The sequence below is a fragment of the Shewanella sp. A32 genome, assembly GCF_029167175.1.
Classification (GTDB): Bacteria; Pseudomonadota; Gammaproteobacteria; order Enterobacterales; family Shewanellaceae; genus Shewanella; species Shewanella yunxiaonensis.
On the sequence record NZ_JARFTS010000003.1, the window covers coordinates 85,958 to 103,702 of the forward strand.

The window sequence follows — 17,745 nt, forward strand, 5'->3', positions numbered from 1 at the left end:
TGTTAGCGGCTGAAATTGCTGCCGGCGGGGTGATTAGAACCATGGATTTGACTGTGGCAGTTCAGACAGCTACGCCCCCCACCAAACGCATCCACGCCGGGCTGGCTGACAACACGACTGGCATGTCCGTCATCCACGTGACACTGCTGACACAGTTGCGGGGCTTTCTGTTTCAACAGATTGTCGTTAACACTGCCGTGAGGATTGTGGCAACTGGTGCAATCTTCCGTTACTGGGGCATGTTCCCACAGGAATGGCCCACGCTTGTCGGCATGACAGCTGTAGCACGTGTCATTCACAGTGGCTTGCTTCAACGCGTTGTCATTGGCGGAGCCATGCGGGTTATGACAGTCGACACAGGTCATCTCATTCCACTTCAGCGGATGGGAAGAACGCTTGGACATATCCGCCTTTTCCTGGCTATGACACTTGCTACAAACTTCATTTACCTGCTTACGGTCGAGTACCGGGTCACTGGCGGTATGAATTTGATGGCAAGAGACACAGGTGACCCCTTCAAGATTATGGACACTGCTGTGCCATTCCTGAGTTTTGGCCTGTTTGTGGCACCCGAGACACACACTGTTCTGGCTGTCAGCTGACAGTTTGCTGTCCGGGCTAAAATCGATCATGGGCTCCTTGCCGCCGCGATTATGTTGGCCGAGGGGACCATGGCAGGCTTCACACTGCAGCCCCGCCATCGGCGATTGGCTATTATCGAGATGACCGTGAATTGAGTCGAACAGCGCCATGACTTTCGTGTCCTTTTTATGGCACATCAGACAAGAATCAGCCCCCTTAGGGGAATAATTGCCTTCAGCAAACTTCGCTTGTAGTTGCTGTTCCAGTTGCTCACTACTCAAATTATCCCACGGTGTCGCTTTTACTGGGTTTATTAGGGATAAAAAGACCCCCGCCCCCAGAATTGCTGTATAAACAATACGGGACATTTAAAAGCACCTTTTGTTATGAAGCGGACTATTTAAGATTTAAATGCAGAAGCTATAAATCAGCCTCAATAAAATTCTACATCTATATTTGAAATTATTACTTACGTATCTTTAAAATGTGACTAAAGCTTTAATAAGCTACACAACATGACAATGTTCACACTTATCGACCAATTGAAAAATAATAAATATTTATAAAACAATGGATTATGTGCATATCTACATTAGATATTGTTTAATCAAAATAGGTTATGGTCAAGTTACTGTAAAAATGATTATTAAATTTCCGATAAAAATCACATTTAAGGAACAATTAAAAACAGTCATATAAAGACATAAAAAATAATTAATATTTAAACATTATGTTTTTCTAATTTTAGAATATCTTTATTGCATTAGATCGGATTTTTATTAAGTCAACGCATTTATGAATGTGCACAAATAACGACTATTTAACTCGAGTGTTATTTGTATTTATGAACAATTTACATCCGTACTAGTGCGTAATAGTGATAGGTGTTTTATCCATCACAACTAAAACTATTATTGGAAATATCAGGTTATGACGGAAATGTATTTAACGCTAAACTATTTAGGATTTAATAAAGATATAATAAATATACCTGTTTAAATTATCGGTAAAAATATCACGCTAATTGAGAATTAATTCGCCAACGCTACACATTGTCGTTTTCGTGAAGAAAAGTGATGGCTGTATTAATGACAAATTATGTAAGCAAATGTAAAATTAGAAGTAGAATTTTCCCTGTTAAGAGTGTTGATAATGCAAGAAAAATTCGGATTTATCATGACGGATATACTTAGTATGTTAAGTATTGCCTTTCAAGTTCATGACAATATCGCGGGCCTTAGTCTGACTCAGGCCGATGTCCTCAAACACACGGAATTGTTACCAGGGATAAGACAAGTGGAGCTGGCAGATAGGATGATGATGCAGCCAGCCAAGCTAGGTCGCATCGTTGATCAACTAGAAGAGATGGGGTTATTGGAGCGGCGTAAGCCTGAGAACGACCATCGGGTAAATGGATTATTTGTAACCCCAGCCGCCACTGAAAAGCTCAAGATTATCGGTGCTGTAGTGAATGAGATCTGGGAGCCGGCATGGATCGATATTGATGATGCTGAGATCCAGCTCTTTCGTAAGGTGCTGCTAAAAATTCAGCAAAATCTTATTGATAGCATCCGTCATCCCGGGGTTCAGGCATCTCAACATATAAAAACGGGGAGCACTAACAAAGCGTAGTCCCCGCCTGCTATCGTCAAATTTCCGATGTCGATAACGGAATCAAGGCAACAAAAAGCCACCTGCGTGCTCAACAGGTGGCAAAACCCGTGGAGGTTCGGGTAATGTGTGGATAAATAGCAAAATGGCGTCCTGCCCAATTACCTCCCTGTTTTACGGCATACATAACTGCCTGAACCTGGATGCAGCTTTTACCTAACTTGTTATTGTTTTAGCTCACACAAATTTCATTAAGCGATTGTCATCTGGCCTGCATACAGGATGAAGTGACGTAACAGAATCACCCCAATCAAACTACAGGTGGCGGTACCCGCCACATAGGCGAAGCGACGCTTTGCAGTGGCGGTCATGAACAGGTTCATTGCCAGCGGCACGGATAACCCGACCAGCAAAATGCCCACCCAGAACACCACGCCCCAGAAGCCAAAGCCAACCGCATTTGCCGCGGCAACCTTGCTCTGACCGCCGGTCAATACCAGCCCAACAAAGAAGGTGAAAATTGCCACCATCTCTACCATGATCAAGGGTATTTCGATCTTATGGATCAGTTTTACTTCGCGACCATCCGGGTTGCCGCGCATCAACACGCCACCGAGCAGAGAAGCTGCGGCACCCGAAGACAACGCTGACAACAGGAACAAAATTGGCAACACCGGGTTTTTCAACATCGGATAGCCTGGCAAGGCTGATAACAGGAAGCCGGTATAGGCTCCGAGTGCCAGCGCCAGAATTACCAGTAAACCGGTGATGGTAGGTTCATTGCGCCCCAGCAGTGCGCTGAGTTTAAGCACCCAAGGGAAGCGAACACGGCACCATTCATCAATCACCGGACGGAACACCAGTGCAATCCACAGGAACATGAAGACCATGTAGATACACAGGATAATTACGCCAATGGACATTACTGATGTCAGGTTGTAGAACACCATAATCTTCCAGAAATGTAATGGTTTGGTCAGGTCGGTTACCAGAATACCCAAACCCGCCATCACCGTGACAGGTGCCACAATACAGGCAGCTTGCACAAATCCAGACTTATATGCCGGCTCGCCGCGTAAGGTAAAGTTTTTCAACAGCACGGCGAAAAACATCGCGCCGCCTGATACCCCGGCAAAAAACAGATAAAAGGCGATTGGCCAATGCCAAATCAAGTGTTCAAAATGGAAAGGGCTCATACATTTATCCCTCCCTGCTTAGCTTGAATACGGAACAACTTGGGATGGGTTCCCAAATCTCTCTTGTTGCGATAAACCGGATTTTCCTCCAGCGCCTTGACGATTTCTGAATTAGGATCATTCAAATCGCCAAATACCAGCGCTTTAGTTGGGCAAGCTTCAACACATGCGGGTTGCTTACCTTCCTTCAGCTGAGTTTCCCGGCAAAAATCACATTTATCGGCGGCTTTGGTCACCGGATTGATAAAGCGAATATGGTAGGGGCAGGCCGCCAAGCAATACTGACAGCCGACACACTTCCAGGAGTTCACACTGACAATGCCAGTTTTCTCATCCTTAAAGGCAGCGCCAGTAGGGCATACATGCACACAAGGTGAGTCATCACATTGTTCGCAGGACTTACGGGTAAAGTGGTAGTACTGGTTGGGATATTCCCCAAATGGGCCGGTCCGGATAATCTCCAGGCGCGCGACACCTTCGGGAACATTGTTCACCTTGCGGCAGTTATCGGCACAAGCATTACAACCGATGCACTTGTTTTCATCATGCAGCATGGCATATTTGACGGCACTCTTTGCTTGCTCACCGGCAACTTCGCCATTGGTCAACACATAGAGGGAGATGCCGGCAATAACAGCGCCGCTGCCCTGTAAAAATTGTCTTTTTGACTTATCCATCACGCACCCCCTACTTCGCATGACATTGACGGCACAACTGACTGTGTTGTGAGCCGGTCATTTTGGTCATTGGATCTTCCGCCGGGTGCAGTTTGTGGCAAGCAGCACAACTGACCTTGTCGGCGTGGACGTTGTGAGTCCACTCGCCAGCAGCCAGTTTTTCAGGCCGGTGACATCTGAGACAGGTTTTATTCTGCTCTTTAGGGGAGATCTCGGGATCCGGAGTAAATACCCGGATATCATTGGGTTTGCGAGGGTGGACACCCTGTTCACCATGACAGGTCTCGCATTTAAGATGCATTTTGTCCTGTCCGTGAACCCCCAGCATTGTGCCATTGCGCTTGTGGCATTTTAGGCAGGGGCCATCATTGATTTTCAGCGCGGTAGATGTTTCTGCATTGGCGGTGCCGGCTGTGCCGTAACCCAACAGGCATACCAATGTGGCAACACCGAGCACTGTGCGCCAAGTATTCCTGAACATAATTTTTACCTGATTATTTATTATTTTTTAGAAGAAAGGGTGGCAATCCGTCATGGTGAGATTGCCACCGACATCGACTGTACACTTCAGGCAGCCAGGGCCTGCATCAGATGCTGTTTATCCATTGGGCAATCACGCTTCATATCGATCAATCTGATATTGAGTTTCTGAAGCAGTGGCTTAATTTCCGCACTGGACTTATCGCTGAAGTCAGAAATCACCATTTTGATTTCTGATGAATTCTGGTCAACCAGCACATAGTCCAGATATCCATGAGGTTCAGCTTCGTCTGCAGCCACTTCAATCACTGATTCCAACGGAACATGACTACAGATTTCATATTCACCTTTAGTTAAACTCTTCAGTGACTTAAGAAAGCCGAGACTTTCATTGTCAAACAGACGGTCTTTAATTTTGGCATGTATTGGTGCTGCACCTTCTGACTTGAAAAACTTAATACAAGTCATCACGAATGTAACCGCAATAAAAGGCACTGCGATAAACAATACAAAGTAGATAAACGCATAACTGAGATAGACAGATGCGGTGCTCATATTAACCTCCAACAATCACGTTTTATTTTAATTAACGATTATTTCGCAATTAAATTATTGGCAGAAAACCCAAGCACATTCGTGATGACGATCACACTAAAAAATGCAAATAATTGGCAAATGCCATATTTAAGAGGTTAATTTGATTACGGTTTTACAGAAATGAATAATAGTAAATTTAGTTACAATAAAAGAGATATCTCAATGTGAAAATTGCAAAATACGAAATATGAAAATAGGCTGAAATTCTCGAGTTATAAAATCTAAGTAAAATACATTTTTAAATGTGACGCAAGGCGTCTTTTAAATTTTCTATTTTTCATTTTTTTTATTAATCTTAAATGCAATAGGAATTTCCATAAAAGGAGTACTAACAATGAAACACATTGATTTTGAAAAACTCGACATGCTGAGTTTAATGATCATTGTTGGATTATGTGAAAATAAATCTGCCACCCATGTCTCAAAAATTCTTAATATTCCACAATCAAAAATTAGCCGTTGCTTAAGAAACGTCAGAACTATTTTTGGCAACGAATTATTTTTTAGAAAAAAATATGGGCTAATCCCAAATGAATATGCCAAGCGGATATATCCCATCGCAAAAGAAATCGTAGAAAATGCGCATGGGTTTAATAATCTCGCCGATGATCATAAAAATAGTGAACGTTGGTTTGAAGTTGCCGTTCCCGGATTAGTGACTTATCTGTATCCCAAAGCGTTAATGCAATCGATTAGAAATGAAGATAAACAATTTCATCTCAATATCGTGCCGTGGAACAGCAGCACCTTGCAGGGCATACAGGATGGTGAAATTACCATGGGCGTATGCTGTGGTAATCATCAGGACGCGATTAAACTTCTTGAGGGTGAATATGAGATTGAATCAGTAAAACAACTTGAAGAAGTTTTTCTGATCTGCAGCAGTAAACATCCGTTACTGCAACAGGAGATCTCACTCGAAACAATTGCAAAATATCCGTTTGTTAAAACTGACTTAGGTTGCAATCCCCATTCAACCTGCCCATTTGAAGACTGGTGCCACCGTAATGAACTGCCATTAGACATTGAGATCAGTATCAGCAGTGTGTCTTCACTGTTCAACTATCTGGAGGAAAGTCAGGCCGTATGTTTAGTCCCCTATAAAGCCATTTACGATATGTTGACAGATATTCCAAGTTTGCATGGCTGTAAACTTGCTGAATCGGAAACCATGCGCATGGCGAGTGTGGCGTTACCCAAAACTGTCGAAATGGTGACACCGTTGGATAGTGATGATAGCGACTTAGTGTGGCTCAAAGACAAGGTCAGAGAAGTGACCTTGGCGTTAGTGTAATGAGTTGATACGTTTTTTAACTATCTGCACATACATAGGGTGAGACAAACAGGTTACACTAGCAGTCATCCACGCATGGGTGTCTGTTTATGCAAAAAAATCAACACGCCGAACTGAATCTACTTTGGGGCGAACTCATTCTGGAAGAACTGGCGAGACTAGGAGTGCAACATCTGTGTATGGCTCCGGGCTCCCGTTCTACTCCATTAACACTTGCCGCTGCCAAACAGCATAAGCTTCAGCAACATCTGCATTTTGATGAACGGGGCCTAGGTTTTTATGCCATGGGATTGGCCAAGGCTAGTCGCGCGCCTGTTGCCATCATTACCACGTCAGGCACCGCTGTTGCCAACCTGTTCCCGGCGATTGTTGAAGCCTGGTTGACCAATGTGCCGTTAGTGGTGCTTTCAGGCGATCGGCCACCCGAATTGATAGCTTGTGGTGCTAACCAGGCTATTCAACAGCCTGGAATTTACGGGCAATATGCCATTCCGGTGAACCTGCCAACACCTGATTTATCAATAGCACCGCAAGTGTTGTTGACCCTATTAGATGAAGCGATCAGCAATCAGCGGGGGCCTGTACATATTAACTGTATGTTCCGTGAGCCCTTGTATCCGCAAGAGCTACAAGCACCGATGGCGCAAGAACTTACCCATTATCTGTTGCCACTGCAGCGTTGGCAGCATCATGCCAATCCCTATAGCTGCTACAGCAGTAATGCCGCCAAACAACTGCCCCCCCATGATGCATTGAGCCGTTTTGTACATGGACAAGGCGTTATTGTTGCCGGGACTCTCGACCCCGCTGAACAACCGGCAAAGCTGGTCGAACTGGCTGCCAAACTTGGCTGGCCGCTACTGACCGATGCTCAGTCACAACTGCGACAGCATCCTGCGGCAATCGGCAACATTGACCAACTGTTACACCATCCCAAAGCTAAGGCGTTGCTGGAACGTGCCGACCGTGTCTTAGTTTTTGGTGGGCGTTTACTGTCAAAGCGGTTAATTGCCTATCTGGAACAACAAGATTGGCAAAGTTACTGGCAAGTGTTACCGCAACAACAGCGACTGGACCCTAGTCATAAGGCCAAAGCAGTCTGGTTAGCACCACTAAGTGAGTTTGCCTCGCTTAATTGGCCGCGGTCATCAGCGGCTAATTGGGCGCTTGAGCTGATTGCCGCCAACGACCAACTGCATCAGTTGTTTCAGCAACAGATTGATGACGGTCCGTTTGGTGAAGCACAAGTGGTAAGAGCAATTGCCAAGACCCAACCGGGTCAGCAGCAGTTATTTATCGGAAATAGTTTGCCGGTACGGCTCTACGATATGTTTGCTCCAGTGACCACAGAGCCGGCGCTGACGTATACCAATCGTGGTGCGTCCGGTATTGATGGATTGCTGGCAACCTGTTGTGGCGTCGCGGCCCATAGCCATCGTCCAACGACCCTGATAATTGGTGACATCTCAGCGTTACATGATCTCAACTCACTGGCACTGGCACGCCAAGCTCGGTGGCCGCTGGTCATCGTGATAATCAATAACGATGGCGGCAGCATTTTCAATATTCTGCCGGTACCAGATCAACAAATCCGCCAGCGCTATTATCGCCTGGAGCATGGTTTGGAATTCGGTTATGGCAGTGCCATGTTTGGCTTGCCCTACAATCGGGTCGAAGACCTGCAATCCTTCAATGAAGCTTATCAAGACGCCTTAGCATATGATGGTGCTTCGGTGATTGAAGTGCGGGTAAGTCAGACACAGGCCAGCGAGCAGATAGCCCAAATGGCCCAATGGGTGAGGCAACGTTGATGCTGGCTTATCAAAGTTCAGGCGCGCGCCATTTGCCTTGTCTGGTGCTATTACACGGCTTTTTAGGTACGGGTGACGACTGGGCACCATTACTGCCGCGCTTAAGCCAACATTTTTATTGTGTTGCCATTGATTTACCCGGGCACGGGGGCAGCGCTGAGCAGTTGCTACCTGAACCGGGTTTTAACGAAACCGTGTCGTTGTTACTACAGACCCTCGATCACCTTGAGATTAATCAGTTCCATCTGTTGGGCTATTCTCTGGGTGGCCGCATCGCACTGCATGTGGCGCAAGCCGCACCACAACGCCTGTTAAGTCTGCATTTGGAGTCCTGTCATCCAGGACTGCTAACCACTGCTGAAAAACAACAACGCGCTTATAACGACGCACAGTGGGCATCACGATTGGCCCAACTTCCAATACAACAATTTCTGGCATTATGGTATCAACAACCGGTGTTTGCAGAGCTGTCTGACGCTGCCAGAGAAGCGCTGATCCAACGCCGTAGTCGCCACGCAGCTAACGGATTATTATCTATGTACCGTGCCACCTCGTTAGCCTGGCAACAGGATTTACATCGAGTGCCAGCAATGCTCACTTGCCCGGTACACTATTACTACGGGCAGCAGGACCACAAGTTTGCTGTACTTGCCAACAACTGGCACAGTAAAGTCGCGATGAATTGCCATGCAATAATGGCCGCGGGGCACAATAGCCATCAGGCTAATCCACAACTATTTCTGGCGGCCCTGTTAACCGCCTTGGGTATATCTGCGGAGGTTAAACCATGATTGCCGATTCCTTTGCGCTCGCCCGCTACCACATTCCATTGGAAGCTGCGTTACCTGTCGGTAAGCAGCGTATCGAGCTGCGTCAGGGCCTGGTGCTCAAAGCAACCGTAGGCGATCAGCAGCATTTCGTCGAAATTGCCCCATTGAGCGGTATCGATCGTGATGGCAGCCCGATTAACGGCTTCAGCCGAGAATCGATTGAAGATGTCATTAACGATGCACAGGTGTTGTTACAGTCGGTTGTCGAAGGTGGCCATGATCTTATTCAGGCGAGCGAACTGACGCCTTTACCCTCGCTGGCATGGGGACTCAGTCTGCTGGATGCCAAAATAAAGGGACAGTTGCCGGTACATTTTCCGGAGTTCCAACCTATCCCCTTATTAGTCCCCAAAGAAGGGGAGCCGCTCGCACTTACCAAACAACGTATTGCTGCACTACCAGCCAACATTCAACGGGTAAAGATTAAGGTAGCGCAAACATCGTTAGCTGAAGAGTTGGCACTGATTTATGCGGTGTTAGAGTTACGGCCCGAGTTAAAGCTACGACTCGACGCCAATCAGGGATTTGAAAAGGACGAAGCCGAACACTTCTGCAGTTGTCTGCCGAAGGCTGCCATTGAGTATTTCGAAGAGCCTTGCCGCATCTGGCAGAATAACCGGGCGTTATTTGCCAGTACCGGTATTCCTTTCGCGCTAGATGAAACATTAGCGAAGACGCCGGATTTTAAAGTCGCAACAGATGCCTTTGAATTCGGCCTACGCGCGTTAGTAATTAAGCCCATGTTGTTGGGTACACTGAGCCGCTTACAAGCGCTGATTGAGGAAGCCAATGCCCTTGGTGTGCGGTGTGTGCTCAGCTCATCTCTGGAAGCGTCATTAGGTATTCGCGATCTGTGTCGGGTCGCCGCGGCACTGACCCCTAATGAGACGCCCGGTGCCGACACCCTGTCACCGTTTAGCAAAGATCTCATCATTGGTGACCAACACAAAAACTGTCTGCAGTTTGAAGCACTGACACCTGTGCTGACGGTCGGGAAGTAATCATTACTATGTTATCCCCCTTGCATCAAAGTGCCCTGCAAAGCCCAACGGCGATTGCGCTGATAGCCAAAGGCAGAGGCACCAGTTACCGAAGCCTGAGCCAACAGGTATTAGCCTTGGGTGAGCAACTATTGGAACAAGGGATGCAGCCCGGAGACAGGCTCGCCTGTATTGCCAGCAATTGTGCCGAAATGCTGAAACTCTACTGGGTATGTGTCGATCATGGATGGGTGTTTTGTCCATTGTCACCCAAATTTCCCGACAGTCAGTTATCCGCGTTACTCCAGCGTTTTGCTATCCATTATCTTTGGTGCCCAGACGACACACGTGAGCAACTGTGGCAACAGCGACACAGGTTGCAGCCCGATTTTACTCTGGCCAAAAGCTACAATGTGCCAGAAATCTCCATAGACATGCCGGTGAATATTATCCTTACCTCCGGGTCAAGCGGTGTTCCTAAAGCAGCACTGCACAGCTTGAGAGGCCACATCGCCAACGCCGAGGGGAGTCTGCGTCTAATTACCTTACAGGTCAGTGATGGCTGGCTGGCATCGTTACCGATGTTCCATATCGGCGGGCTTGCCATAATCAATCGCTGTGCGTTAGCTGCTGCAACGGTCATCATTCCCGATAACGACTTAACCCTGGCGCAACAACTAAAACGCGATCCCATCAGCCATCTGTCACTGGTTGCCACTCAACTACAACAGTTGTTGGATGAAGCCCCGACCAGCTTGGTGTTGATCAAATATTTACTGTTAGGTGGCGGGGCTATCAGCCAGTCGTTGTTAGATCGGATGCAGTCGATGGATATGCAAGTGCTGACCAGTTACGGCATGACAGAGATGGGCTCGCAAATTACTACCGGTCCAGCGCGTAGCGATGGCAGCAGTGGCAAACTATTACCTAAACGCGAACTGACGATCCGCGATGGTGTCATTTGGGTGAAAGGTGAGACACTGTTTCTGGGTTATCTGCAGGACGATGGCACTGTCGACAAAGCGACTGATGCTGACGGCTGGTTTTGCAGTAAAGATTTAGGCTACTGGGATGCAACTGGTTTACTGCACATTCAGGGACGTGCCGATAACATGTTCATTTGTGGCGGGGAAAATATTCAACCTGAGGAAGTGGAAACTGCGTTAAAACTGCATTCAGATATCATAGAAGCGGTGGTATTTCCGATGACCGATGCCAAGTTTGGCTCACTGCCTGCCGCGGTGGTCAAAACTCGCAGCGGCCAGTTACCTGATGCGGAAGAGATAAAACGTTTTCTGAGTCAGCATATCGCCGCCTTCAAACGTCCCAGACAATATTACCTTTGGCCGGTTGACGAGCAGCAGGGGCTTAAAGTGCAGCGACGCCAGATTATTGCCAAAGTCACGACTACCCCGGCTCAGTGATAGCGCGATCACCATAAAAAAGCCTGCTGTTGAAGCAGGCTTTTTTGGCAATTCGTTTTAAGCTTCCATACACGCCTTAAGTTTGTTCATGGCGTTCTTTTCCAATTGACGAATACGTTCTGCTGAGACCTGATACTGATCCGCCAAATCTTGCAGAGTGGTTTTATCGTCATCCAACCAGCGCGCTTTCAAAATATGCTGACTACGTTCATCCAGCGTTTTAATTGCTGCCAGCAGTCGCGCCTGAGAACGAGCTTCCCAGTTATCATTTTCCACCTGTTCTGCGACATCAGAAGAGTGGTCTTCCAGATATAACGCTGGGGCAAAATCATGGTCATCATCGCTATCACTGCTCATATCAAACGCAGCATCCTGCGCTGACATGCGTGATTCCATTTCAGTGACATCCGCTTTGGAGACACCCAAGCTATCAGCAACCATAGAAACTTCTTCATCACTGAACCAGCCAAGACGTTGCTTAGCCTTACGCAGGTTAAAGAACAGTTTACGCTGAGCTTTGGTGGTGGCGACTTTAACGATACGCCAGTTTTTCAATACATATTCGTGAATTTCAGCTTTGATCCAGTGCACGGCAAAGGAAACCAGACGCACACCGACGTCGGGGTCGAAGCGTTTTACCGCTTTCATCAGACCAATGTTGCCTTCCTGAATCAAATCTGCCTGTGGCAGGCCATAGCCGGCATAACCACGTGCAATATGCACCACAAAACGCAGGTGCGACATAATAAGCTGCTTAGCCGCCTGCAGGTCACCTGTTTCCTGCAAACGCTTAGCCAGCGCATACTCTTGTTCAGCGTCCAGCATTGACATGCTGTTTACTGAATGAATATAGGCTTCGAGGCTACTGCTGCCCTGAGGGACCATCAGTGCCATTGATTGCGTTTGATCAGTCATTCACGCTCCCGTGTTTATTACCACTAGTTCAATTGAGGAATTTCAGTCGAACTCATGCACTATCGATTAATTGACATTATATGTCAACACTCACACTGTGCGGAGTGTTATTTTTGCTCCACAAATATGACAATGCAAGCCCCAATTAGTTCACTTGGAATCAGCTGGGTTCAATGGCGCGCAAGTGCTGTCGCACCGATAAATAGGAGCCTAACCACCCCAAAAATGATGCGGCAAACACCATCTGCAACAGTTCAGTAAAACTAAGATTTTGTAACTGCAGATTACTACCATACAGCCCCATAAAGGTGTTCAAGGCCCCCGATAGAAACCAGACCAATAGATTAATCAGAAGCCAGGCGAGAACTCCGCCAACGACACCGTACCATATCCCGGTGTATAAAAAAGGGCGTTGAATAAAAGCTTCTGTCGCCCCCACCAGCTTCATCACTTCGATCTCGCTGCGCCGGTTCATGATCGCCAGACGGATGGTATTGCCGATAACCAGCACCACGGCGAGGATCAATAACGCCGCCAGTCCGATTACCGTACGCTCTAACACTTTTACCAGCGCTTGCAGTTTCTCCAGCCATTCAATATCTAAGCGGCCAAAGCTAACTTCAGGCTCCTGCTCTAATTTATTCAGTAATTCCCGGGCACCCGCCGGTGTTGAGTATTTACTGGTAGGCGTGACAGTGACCACCGCAGGCAACGGGTTTTCATCAAGATAAGATAAGGCGTCACCAAACCCAGATTGTTGCTGAAACTCGGCTAAAGCTTGTTCGCGACTAATATATTTAATATCACTGATTTCGGGATAGACCTTGATACGAGCAATCAGACTCTGAATACTCTGCTCAGAACGGGCACCATCAATAAACAGGGAAATCTGCGCTGCACTATTCCAGGAATGCGTAATATTCTCGGCATTCTTTACTAACACCTGCAAGGCCGCGGGCAAGCTCAAGCTGACCCCGAGAACCGCCATGGTCATTAACGATGACATGGGGGTTCGCCACAATTCGCCGATACTGGCAGTAGCATGCTGAATATGCCGAATAAAAAACATCACGATGCGACCAGATAGCGGTAATTTGGAGCGGGTCAATGACGACGGGGACATAGCAACTCCTAATCAGCTCAAGGGTTCGACAATATCGGCTTCACCACCGATCATCCGCCCCTGTCGCAAGGTCAGGGTACGGTATTTCATGCGCGCGATGAGCCCAAGGTCGTGCGTCGCAATCAGCACACTGGTACCGGCATCGTTAAAGGTTTCGAATAACCGCAGGATGTCCATCGACAGTTTGGGATCTAGGTTGCCGGTGGGTTCATCGGCCAACAATAACGCCGGCTTGTTCACAATCGCACGAGCGATGCCCACGCGCTGTTGTTCGCCGCCGGAGAGCATGATCGGATTATGTTTATCCTTTCCATAAAGTCCGACCATATCCAGCGCCCCGGCCACACGCTTGCGGATTTCGCCCAACGTAAAACCTTCAATCACCAATGGCAGTGCCACATTATCGAATACACTGCGATCCATCAGGAGATGATGGTTCTGGAAAATCATACCGATTTGCCGACGTAAATAAGGCACATGCTGACGCTTGATGTGGGCAATGTCATGCCCGTTGATATAGACCTTACCAGCACTAGCGCGCTCAATCACCGTGATCAATTTGAGCAGGGTACTCTTACCCGCACCGGAATGGCCGGTAAGAAACGCCATTTCACCCCGCTGCAGATGAAAATTCACTTCCGTCAGCGCTTTCTGGCCACCAGGGTAGATTTTACTGACCTGCTCAAATCGAATCATATTTAACTATCCGCTTTCTCCTGACTGAACAGGGCATCGATAAAGTCTTTGGCATTAAAAGTCCGCAGATCATCAATCTGCTCACCCACACCTATGTAACGGATAGGAATACCAAATTTATCAGCGATAGCAAAGATCACTCCGCCTTTAGCAGTGCCGTCCAGCTTGCTGATTGTGATACCGGAGACCCCCACGGCTTCATGGAACAATTGTGCCTGACTGATCGCATTCTGGCCGGTGCTGGCATCAAGGGTTAGCATCACTTCATGCGGAGCGTCTTCATCGAGCTTTTTCATCACCCGCACCACTTTTTTCAGCTCATCCATCAGGTGTGCCTTATTCTGCAAACGCCCCGCAGTATCGGCGATCAATACATCCACTTTACGGGATTTAGCCGCTTGCAGTGCATCAAATAATACCGATGCGCTATCAGCTCCGGTGTGCTGTGCAATGACGGGAATATTATTACGCTGTCCCCATACCTGGAGCTGCTCCACCGCTGCCGCGCGGAAGGTATCTCCTGCCGCCAGCATGACCGATTTGCCCTCGCGCTGATATTGCTTGGCCAATTTACCGATAGTGGTGGTTTTACCGACCCCGTTAACGCCGACCATCAAGATCACAAACGGGCCAGCGGCATTTTCCGGCACTAACGGTTTACTTACCGGTTCCAGTGTTGCCAGCATCTCCTGTTGCATCAAGGCATACAGCGCTTCTGCATCCTTGAGTTGCTTGCGATTAGCATGTTCAGTCAGGCTATTGATGAGCTTGGTGGTAGTTTCCACGCCAACATCAGCGATCAGCAGTTGTTCTTCTAGCTCTTCAAACAACTCATCATCAATTTTCTTACCGCGGAACAAACCGATAAAACCACTACCGATGTTCTCACTGGTACGCATCAGACCGCGTTTCAGGCGGGCAAACAGCCCCTCTTTATGCGGCTTTTCCTGAGGCTCTGGCTGAACTTCAACGCTAACGCTTTCTGCGACAGCTTCCTCTGCTGATGGTGTAACGTCCTCAGTCACGACCTCATCTGCAGCGCCCTGGAATGCTTCAGCAATAGCGGAAGCTGCAGTGTCCGCGGCGACGGCCGCTTCGCTCTCGGGTGCTACGGTATCTGTCTCAAGACTTTCAGTGCTTGCTGCCGCGCGATCTGGTGTCTCAATAGCAGAGACGTCCTCTTCAGCAGACTCGGCTCCGGTTGCAATGTTTTCAACATCGGTAGCAGGCGATTCCGCTGTGGCGTCCTCAACAGGTGCATCTTTACGGAACCAGGAAAATAAACCTTTTTTTGCCATCAGTATTCTGTGCTCAATCTCTTGGGTGGGAAGTTTCAGGAGCCTCTTAGGCCACTGTTTAGTGGTCGCAGACTTATCGCAGCATTGGCTTTTCGCCTTCAACGATAACTTTGTTATAGAATAGCGACGCTTTTAGTTCCCTTCCAAGCCTTCATTGGCGGTTAACGCACTGCATTATGAAGGGAATTTAAATAATCGGGACAGTTTACCACTTTATTTCTGTCGGCAACATCACGGGGGCACAATGACCAAAAATCGTCCGGGCAGCGGTCAGGTAAGAATTATCGCGGGACAATGGCGTTCTCGCAGACTGCCGATTAAGGATCTGGAAGGTTTACGGCCCACAACCGACCGTGTCAGAGAAACGCTATTCAATTGGTTGAGTGGCTACCTGACCGGCGCTAATGTGCTGGACTGTTTTGCTGGCAGCGGCGCATTGTCGCTGGAAGCCCTGTCGCGTTACGCAGCGTTTGCCCGGATCCACGAACTACAGCGCAGTGCGGCCGAACAGCTGCAGACCAATTTAGCCACACTGAAATGCGATAACGCCGAAGTGATCATTGGCGATTCGCTACAGCTATTGAATCGTCCGGCAGACAAGCGGTTTGATATCGTATTCATCGACCCGCCATTTCGCAAAGGTCTGGCAGCACAGGCTATTGCGCTACTGCAACAGCACGGCTGGCTTAATGATGGGGCATTGATTTATGTCGAAGTTGAAGCAGAGCTGCACGGGTTACCACTGCCACCACAATGGCAACCGCTGAAAGAAAAGCAAGCCGGACAGGTCAGTTATCGGCTGTATTGTTACCAGCAGGAGGCTAACTGATGCGTGCTACCATCCTGTTTGGCAAAAGCATCACCGCGCTAGCGTGGTTGTTGATGGTATTTAATCTGCTGCACCCATTTGCCGGCAATATCGCCATCATCCTTAACATTCTGTTGGGAGTGACGACCATGATGCATGGGTTGCAAACGCTGATCTTTTACACCCTGTTCAATCAGGCCTTGCCACTCGCCAAAGCCGACTATGTAAAAGCGTTTATTTTTGGCGTATTTGCATTGTTGGAGTACCGGCAGAAGTTGTTGCAGCAGCAAGCGCAATCACCACATCAGCGATAAACGCCCTGCTTACAAAAAGCCAATCGCCAATGGATATTTAAACACCTTGCCTTCGCTGGCTTTAATGGCGGCAACAATAGTGAAAATCACATTCAGTAAAACCAGCAAGCCGATCAGAAAAAAGCCTATCAGCACAAACGCCAGCACGATGGCAATGGCGTAATAAATCAACATGCTGATTTGAAAGTTGAGGGTGTTGCGCCCGCAGGCATCAACAAATGCGGAATCTTCGCGTTTCATCAACCACACAATGAGCGGCCCAAGGAGATTACCAAAGGGGATCAGGTACCCGGCAAACGTGGCTAAATGCACTAGCATTCCCATGTCCCGTTCCTGTTTTGGTAATGGTGAATTGTACATAATTACCTTCCTTGTAAAGCCTGAAATTGTGCAGGGCCGTGTAGGCGTTTTTGCCAGTCTTCAATCTTACCGTTAGCCAAGCGCTGTTGCAGATTTTGCTGCCAGTCACTCGCTAAGCCGGTGGCGGTTAACAGCTTTTCATAGGCCGCAGCATCATATTGTGGAGCAAAATACAGTGCCATCGACTCCGCGAGGCTGATATCCGAGTGCCGTTCACGCAAAATCAACTGATCGTCTAATTTGATCGTCCCTTCTTGCAATACCCGATAAAACCAACCGCACATGGCGGTTTCTTGCATGGCCAGTGAAAAGCCAAGATGACCAAACTGCACATTGAGCTTAAAACAGGGCGCGCGGGGTTGCGTTACCTGCAATAACACATCACCTAACGCCACGATATCGCCGATATGCAGATGATGCTCAGTGATCCCCAAAGACGAAATATTTTCCCCCATCGCTGGCGCAGTGCGCTTCGACGCCATCAATTGCTGTTGCTGGTAAACCTGATAATGTTCCAACGGAAAATGGTGCAGCACGCGTTCAGCACCGCCATGATTTTTGCCGTCAGCTTGCGCGTCGTGCAACACCCCGAAGAAAGAGACCTGTAACAAGGGCTGCGACTGTTTGCTGTCGATGCCACTAGGCAAACCTTCACGAAACAGCAGATTGTCACTCGCATATAAACCGCACAATTGATGTGATGGCAAAGACAGAGACGCAGACATGAGAGAACCTTGAAAAATGACCTT

The 17,745-nt window shown here is 48.0% G+C and carries 19 protein-coding genes; 8 read left to right on the plus strand and 11 right to left on the minus strand.

Annotated features, from left to right (window positions below; genetic code table 11):
• Nucleotides 1-2 precede the first annotated feature (2 nt).
• Nucleotides 3-950, minus strand: a complete 948-nt coding sequence (locus PY479_RS03690) for a DmsE family decaheme c-type cytochrome (RefSeq protein ID WP_275482921.1) — start codon at nt 948-950, stop codon at nt 3-5.
• Between the two features lie 808 nt (nt 951-1,758).
• Here PY479_RS03690 and PY479_RS03695 point away from each other — a divergent pair.
• Nucleotides 1,759-2,214 (plus strand): MarR family winged helix-turn-helix transcriptional regulator, encoded by a 456-nt coding sequence (locus tag PY479_RS03695; RefSeq protein WP_275482922.1) that lies wholly within the window; start codon nt 1,759-1,761, stop codon nt 2,212-2,214.
• A gap of 230 nt (nt 2,215-2,444) precedes the next feature.
• On the opposite strand, the gene nrfD is transcribed toward PY479_RS03695, so the two are convergent.
• From nrfD to PY479_RS03715, 4 genes are all read right to left on the minus strand, one after another.
• Nucleotides 2,445-3,389, minus strand: coding sequence for an NrfD/PsrC family molybdoenzyme membrane anchor subunit (gene nrfD / locus PY479_RS03700; RefSeq protein ID WP_212594791.1), 945 nt, complete (start codon nt 3,387-3,389; stop codon nt 2,445-2,447).
• Nucleotides 3,386-4,066: a 4Fe-4S dicluster domain-containing protein gene (locus PY479_RS03705; RefSeq protein ID WP_275482923.1), complete on the minus strand. Its 681-nt coding sequence runs from the start codon at nt 4,064-4,066 to the stop codon at nt 3,386-3,388. The genes nrfD and PY479_RS03705 overlap by 4 nt, the downstream gene beginning before the upstream one ends.
• 10 nt (nt 4,067-4,076) lie before the next feature.
• Nucleotides 4,077-4,547 carry a multiheme c-type cytochrome gene (locus PY479_RS03710; protein WP_212594793.1) on the minus strand — a complete coding sequence of 157 codons (471 nt, stop codon included), beginning with the start codon at nt 4,545-4,547 and terminating at the stop codon, nt 4,077-4,079.
• An 86-nt stretch (nt 4,548-4,633) separates the two neighbouring features.
• A complete protein-coding gene (locus PY479_RS03715) occupies nt 4,634-5,101 on the minus strand; it encodes a hypothetical protein (RefSeq protein WP_212594794.1) in 468 nt (155 codons plus the stop codon).
• A 376-nt stretch (nt 5,102-5,477) separates the two neighbouring features.
• Here PY479_RS03715 and PY479_RS03720 point away from each other — a divergent pair, with 376 nt between their 5' ends.
• The 5 genes from PY479_RS03720 to menE all read left to right on the plus strand — a co-directional run bounded on the left by PY479_RS03720 (nt 5,478) and on the right by menE (nt 11,482).
• Nucleotides 5,478-6,437, plus strand: coding sequence for a LysR family transcriptional regulator (locus PY479_RS03720; protein ID WP_212594795.1), 960 nt, complete (start codon nt 5,478-5,480; stop codon nt 6,435-6,437).
• An 89-nt stretch (nt 6,438-6,526) separates the two neighbouring features.
• Nucleotides 6,527-8,248, plus strand: a complete 1,722-nt coding sequence (gene menD, locus PY479_RS03725) for a 2-succinyl-5-enolpyruvyl-6-hydroxy-3-cyclohexene-1-carboxylic-acid synthase (protein WP_212594796.1) — start codon at nt 6,527-6,529, stop codon at nt 8,246-8,248.
• Nucleotides 8,248-9,039 (plus strand): 2-succinyl-6-hydroxy-2,4-cyclohexadiene-1-carboxylate synthase, encoded by a 792-nt coding sequence (gene menH, locus PY479_RS03730; protein ID WP_275482924.1) that lies wholly within the window; start codon nt 8,248-8,250, stop codon nt 9,037-9,039. The genes menD and menH overlap by 1 nt, the downstream gene beginning before the upstream one ends.
• The gene (gene menC, locus PY479_RS03735; protein ID WP_275482925.1) at nt 9,036-10,079 is read left to right on the plus strand and encodes an o-succinylbenzoate synthase; all 1,044 of its coding nucleotides are present in this window, start codon (nt 9,036-9,038) and stop codon (nt 10,077-10,079) included. Before menH ends, menC begins: the two co-directional genes overlap by 4 nt.
• Nucleotides 10,080-10,087: 8 nt before the next feature.
• Nucleotides 10,088-11,482 carry an o-succinylbenzoate--CoA ligase gene (menE, locus tag PY479_RS03740; protein ID WP_275482926.1) on the plus strand — a complete coding sequence of 465 codons (1,395 nt, stop codon included), beginning with the start codon at nt 10,088-10,090 and terminating at the stop codon, nt 11,480-11,482.
• Between the two features lie 57 nt (nt 11,483-11,539).
• On the opposite strand, the gene rpoH is transcribed toward menE, so the two are convergent.
• The 4 genes from rpoH to ftsY form a co-directional block, all read right to left on the minus strand.
• Nucleotides 11,540-12,397 carry an RNA polymerase sigma factor RpoH gene (gene rpoH, locus PY479_RS03745; RefSeq protein WP_212594800.1) on the minus strand — a complete coding sequence of 286 codons (858 nt, stop codon included), beginning with the start codon at nt 12,395-12,397 and terminating at the stop codon, nt 11,540-11,542.
• Nucleotides 12,398-12,557: 160 nt separating this feature from the next.
• Nucleotides 12,558-13,520 (minus strand): permease-like cell division protein FtsX, encoded by a 963-nt coding sequence (gene ftsX, locus PY479_RS03750; RefSeq protein ID WP_212594801.1) that lies wholly within the window; start codon nt 13,518-13,520, stop codon nt 12,558-12,560.
• Nucleotides 13,521-13,532: 12 nt separating this feature from the next.
• Nucleotides 13,533-14,216 carry a cell division ATP-binding protein FtsE gene (gene ftsE / locus PY479_RS03755; protein ID WP_212594802.1) on the minus strand — a complete coding sequence of 228 codons (684 nt, stop codon included), beginning with the start codon at nt 14,214-14,216 and terminating at the stop codon, nt 13,533-13,535.
• A gap of 2 nt (nt 14,217-14,218) precedes the next feature.
• Entirely contained in the window at nt 14,219-15,514 is a 1,296-nt protein-coding gene (gene ftsY / locus PY479_RS03760) for a signal recognition particle-docking protein FtsY (protein ID WP_275482927.1), read from the minus strand.
• Nucleotides 15,515-15,758: 244 nt separating this feature from the next.
• Between ftsY and rsmD the strand changes: the two genes are divergently transcribed.
• The gene (gene rsmD / locus PY479_RS03765; RefSeq protein WP_275482928.1) at nt 15,759-16,343 is read left to right on the plus strand and encodes a 16S rRNA (guanine(966)-N(2))-methyltransferase RsmD; all 585 of its coding nucleotides are present in this window, start codon (nt 15,759-15,761) and stop codon (nt 16,341-16,343) included.
• Nucleotides 16,343-16,636: a DUF1145 domain-containing protein gene (locus PY479_RS03770; protein ID WP_212594805.1), complete on the plus strand. Its 294-nt coding sequence runs from the start codon at nt 16,343-16,345 to the stop codon at nt 16,634-16,636. Before rsmD ends, PY479_RS03770 begins: the two co-directional genes overlap by 1 nt.
• A gap of 9 nt (nt 16,637-16,645) precedes the next feature.
• Here the strand turns inward: PY479_RS03770 and PY479_RS03775 are convergent, their stop codons facing one another.
• Both PY479_RS03775 and PY479_RS03780 read right to left on the minus strand, forming a co-directional pair.
• Nucleotides 16,646-16,996 carry a DUF4870 domain-containing protein gene (locus PY479_RS03775; RefSeq protein ID WP_275482929.1) on the minus strand — a complete coding sequence of 117 codons (351 nt, stop codon included), beginning with the start codon at nt 16,994-16,996 and terminating at the stop codon, nt 16,646-16,648.
• Nucleotides 16,997-16,998: 2 nt separating this feature from the next.
• The gene (locus PY479_RS03780) at nt 16,999-17,721 is read right to left on the minus strand and encodes an MOSC domain-containing protein (RefSeq protein ID WP_275482930.1); all 723 of its coding nucleotides are present in this window, start codon (nt 17,719-17,721) and stop codon (nt 16,999-17,001) included.
• Nucleotides 17,722-17,745 lie beyond the last annotated feature (24 nt).

Excerpts from the sequence above, each read along its gene's own strand:
- PY479_RS03690 (WP_275482921.1), bottom strand. The coding sequence starts at position 950 with ATGTCCCGTATTGTTTATACAGCAATTCTGGGGGCGGGGGTCTTTTTA.
- PY479_RS03695 (WP_275482922.1), top strand. The coding sequence starts at position 1,759 with ATGACGGATATACTTAGTATGTTAAGTATTGCCTTTCAAGTTCATGAC.
- nrfD (WP_212594791.1), bottom strand. The coding sequence starts at position 3,389 with ATGAGCCCTTTCCATTTTGAACACTTGATTTGGCATTGGCCAATCGCC.
- PY479_RS03705 (WP_275482923.1), bottom strand. The coding sequence starts at position 4,066 with ATGGATAAGTCAAAAAGACAATTTTTACAGGGCAGCGGCGCTGTTATT.
- PY479_RS03710 (WP_212594793.1), bottom strand. The coding sequence starts at position 4,547 with ATGTTCAGGAATACTTGGCGCACAGTGCTCGGTGTTGCCACATTGGTA.
- PY479_RS03715 (WP_212594794.1), bottom strand. The coding sequence starts at position 5,101 with ATGAGCACCGCATCTGTCTATCTCAGTTATGCGTTTATCTACTTTGTA.
- PY479_RS03720 (WP_212594795.1), top strand. The coding sequence starts at position 5,478 with ATGAAACACATTGATTTTGAAAAACTCGACATGCTGAGTTTAATGATC.
- menD (WP_212594796.1), top strand. The coding sequence starts at position 6,527 with ATGCAAAAAAATCAACACGCCGAACTGAATCTACTTTGGGGCGAACTC.
- menH (WP_275482924.1), top strand. The coding sequence starts at position 8,248 with ATGCTGGCTTATCAAAGTTCAGGCGCGCGCCATTTGCCTTGTCTGGTG.
- menC (WP_275482925.1), top strand. The coding sequence starts at position 9,036 with ATGATTGCCGATTCCTTTGCGCTCGCCCGCTACCACATTCCATTGGAA.
- menE (WP_275482926.1), top strand. The coding sequence starts at position 10,088 with ATGTTATCCCCCTTGCATCAAAGTGCCCTGCAAAGCCCAACGGCGATT.
- rpoH (WP_212594800.1), bottom strand. The coding sequence starts at position 12,397 with ATGACTGATCAAACGCAATCAATGGCACTGATGGTCCCTCAGGGCAGC.
- ftsX (WP_212594801.1), bottom strand. The coding sequence starts at position 13,520 with ATGTCCCCGTCGTCATTGACCCGCTCCAAATTACCGCTATCTGGTCGC.
- ftsE (WP_212594802.1), bottom strand. The coding sequence starts at position 14,216 with ATGATTCGATTTGAGCAGGTCAGTAAAATCTACCCTGGTGGCCAGAAA.
- ftsY (WP_275482927.1), bottom strand. The coding sequence starts at position 15,514 with ATGGCAAAAAAAGGTTTATTTTCCTGGTTCCGTAAAGATGCACCTGTT.
- rsmD (WP_275482928.1), top strand. The coding sequence starts at position 15,759 with ATGACCAAAAATCGTCCGGGCAGCGGTCAGGTAAGAATTATCGCGGGA.
- PY479_RS03770 (WP_212594805.1), top strand. The coding sequence starts at position 16,343 with ATGCGTGCTACCATCCTGTTTGGCAAAAGCATCACCGCGCTAGCGTGG.
- PY479_RS03775 (WP_275482929.1), bottom strand. The coding sequence starts at position 16,996 with ATGTACAATTCACCATTACCAAAACAGGAACGGGACATGGGAATGCTA.
- PY479_RS03780 (WP_275482930.1), bottom strand. The coding sequence starts at position 17,721 with ATGTCTGCGTCTCTGTCTTTGCCATCACATCAATTGTGCGGTTTATAT.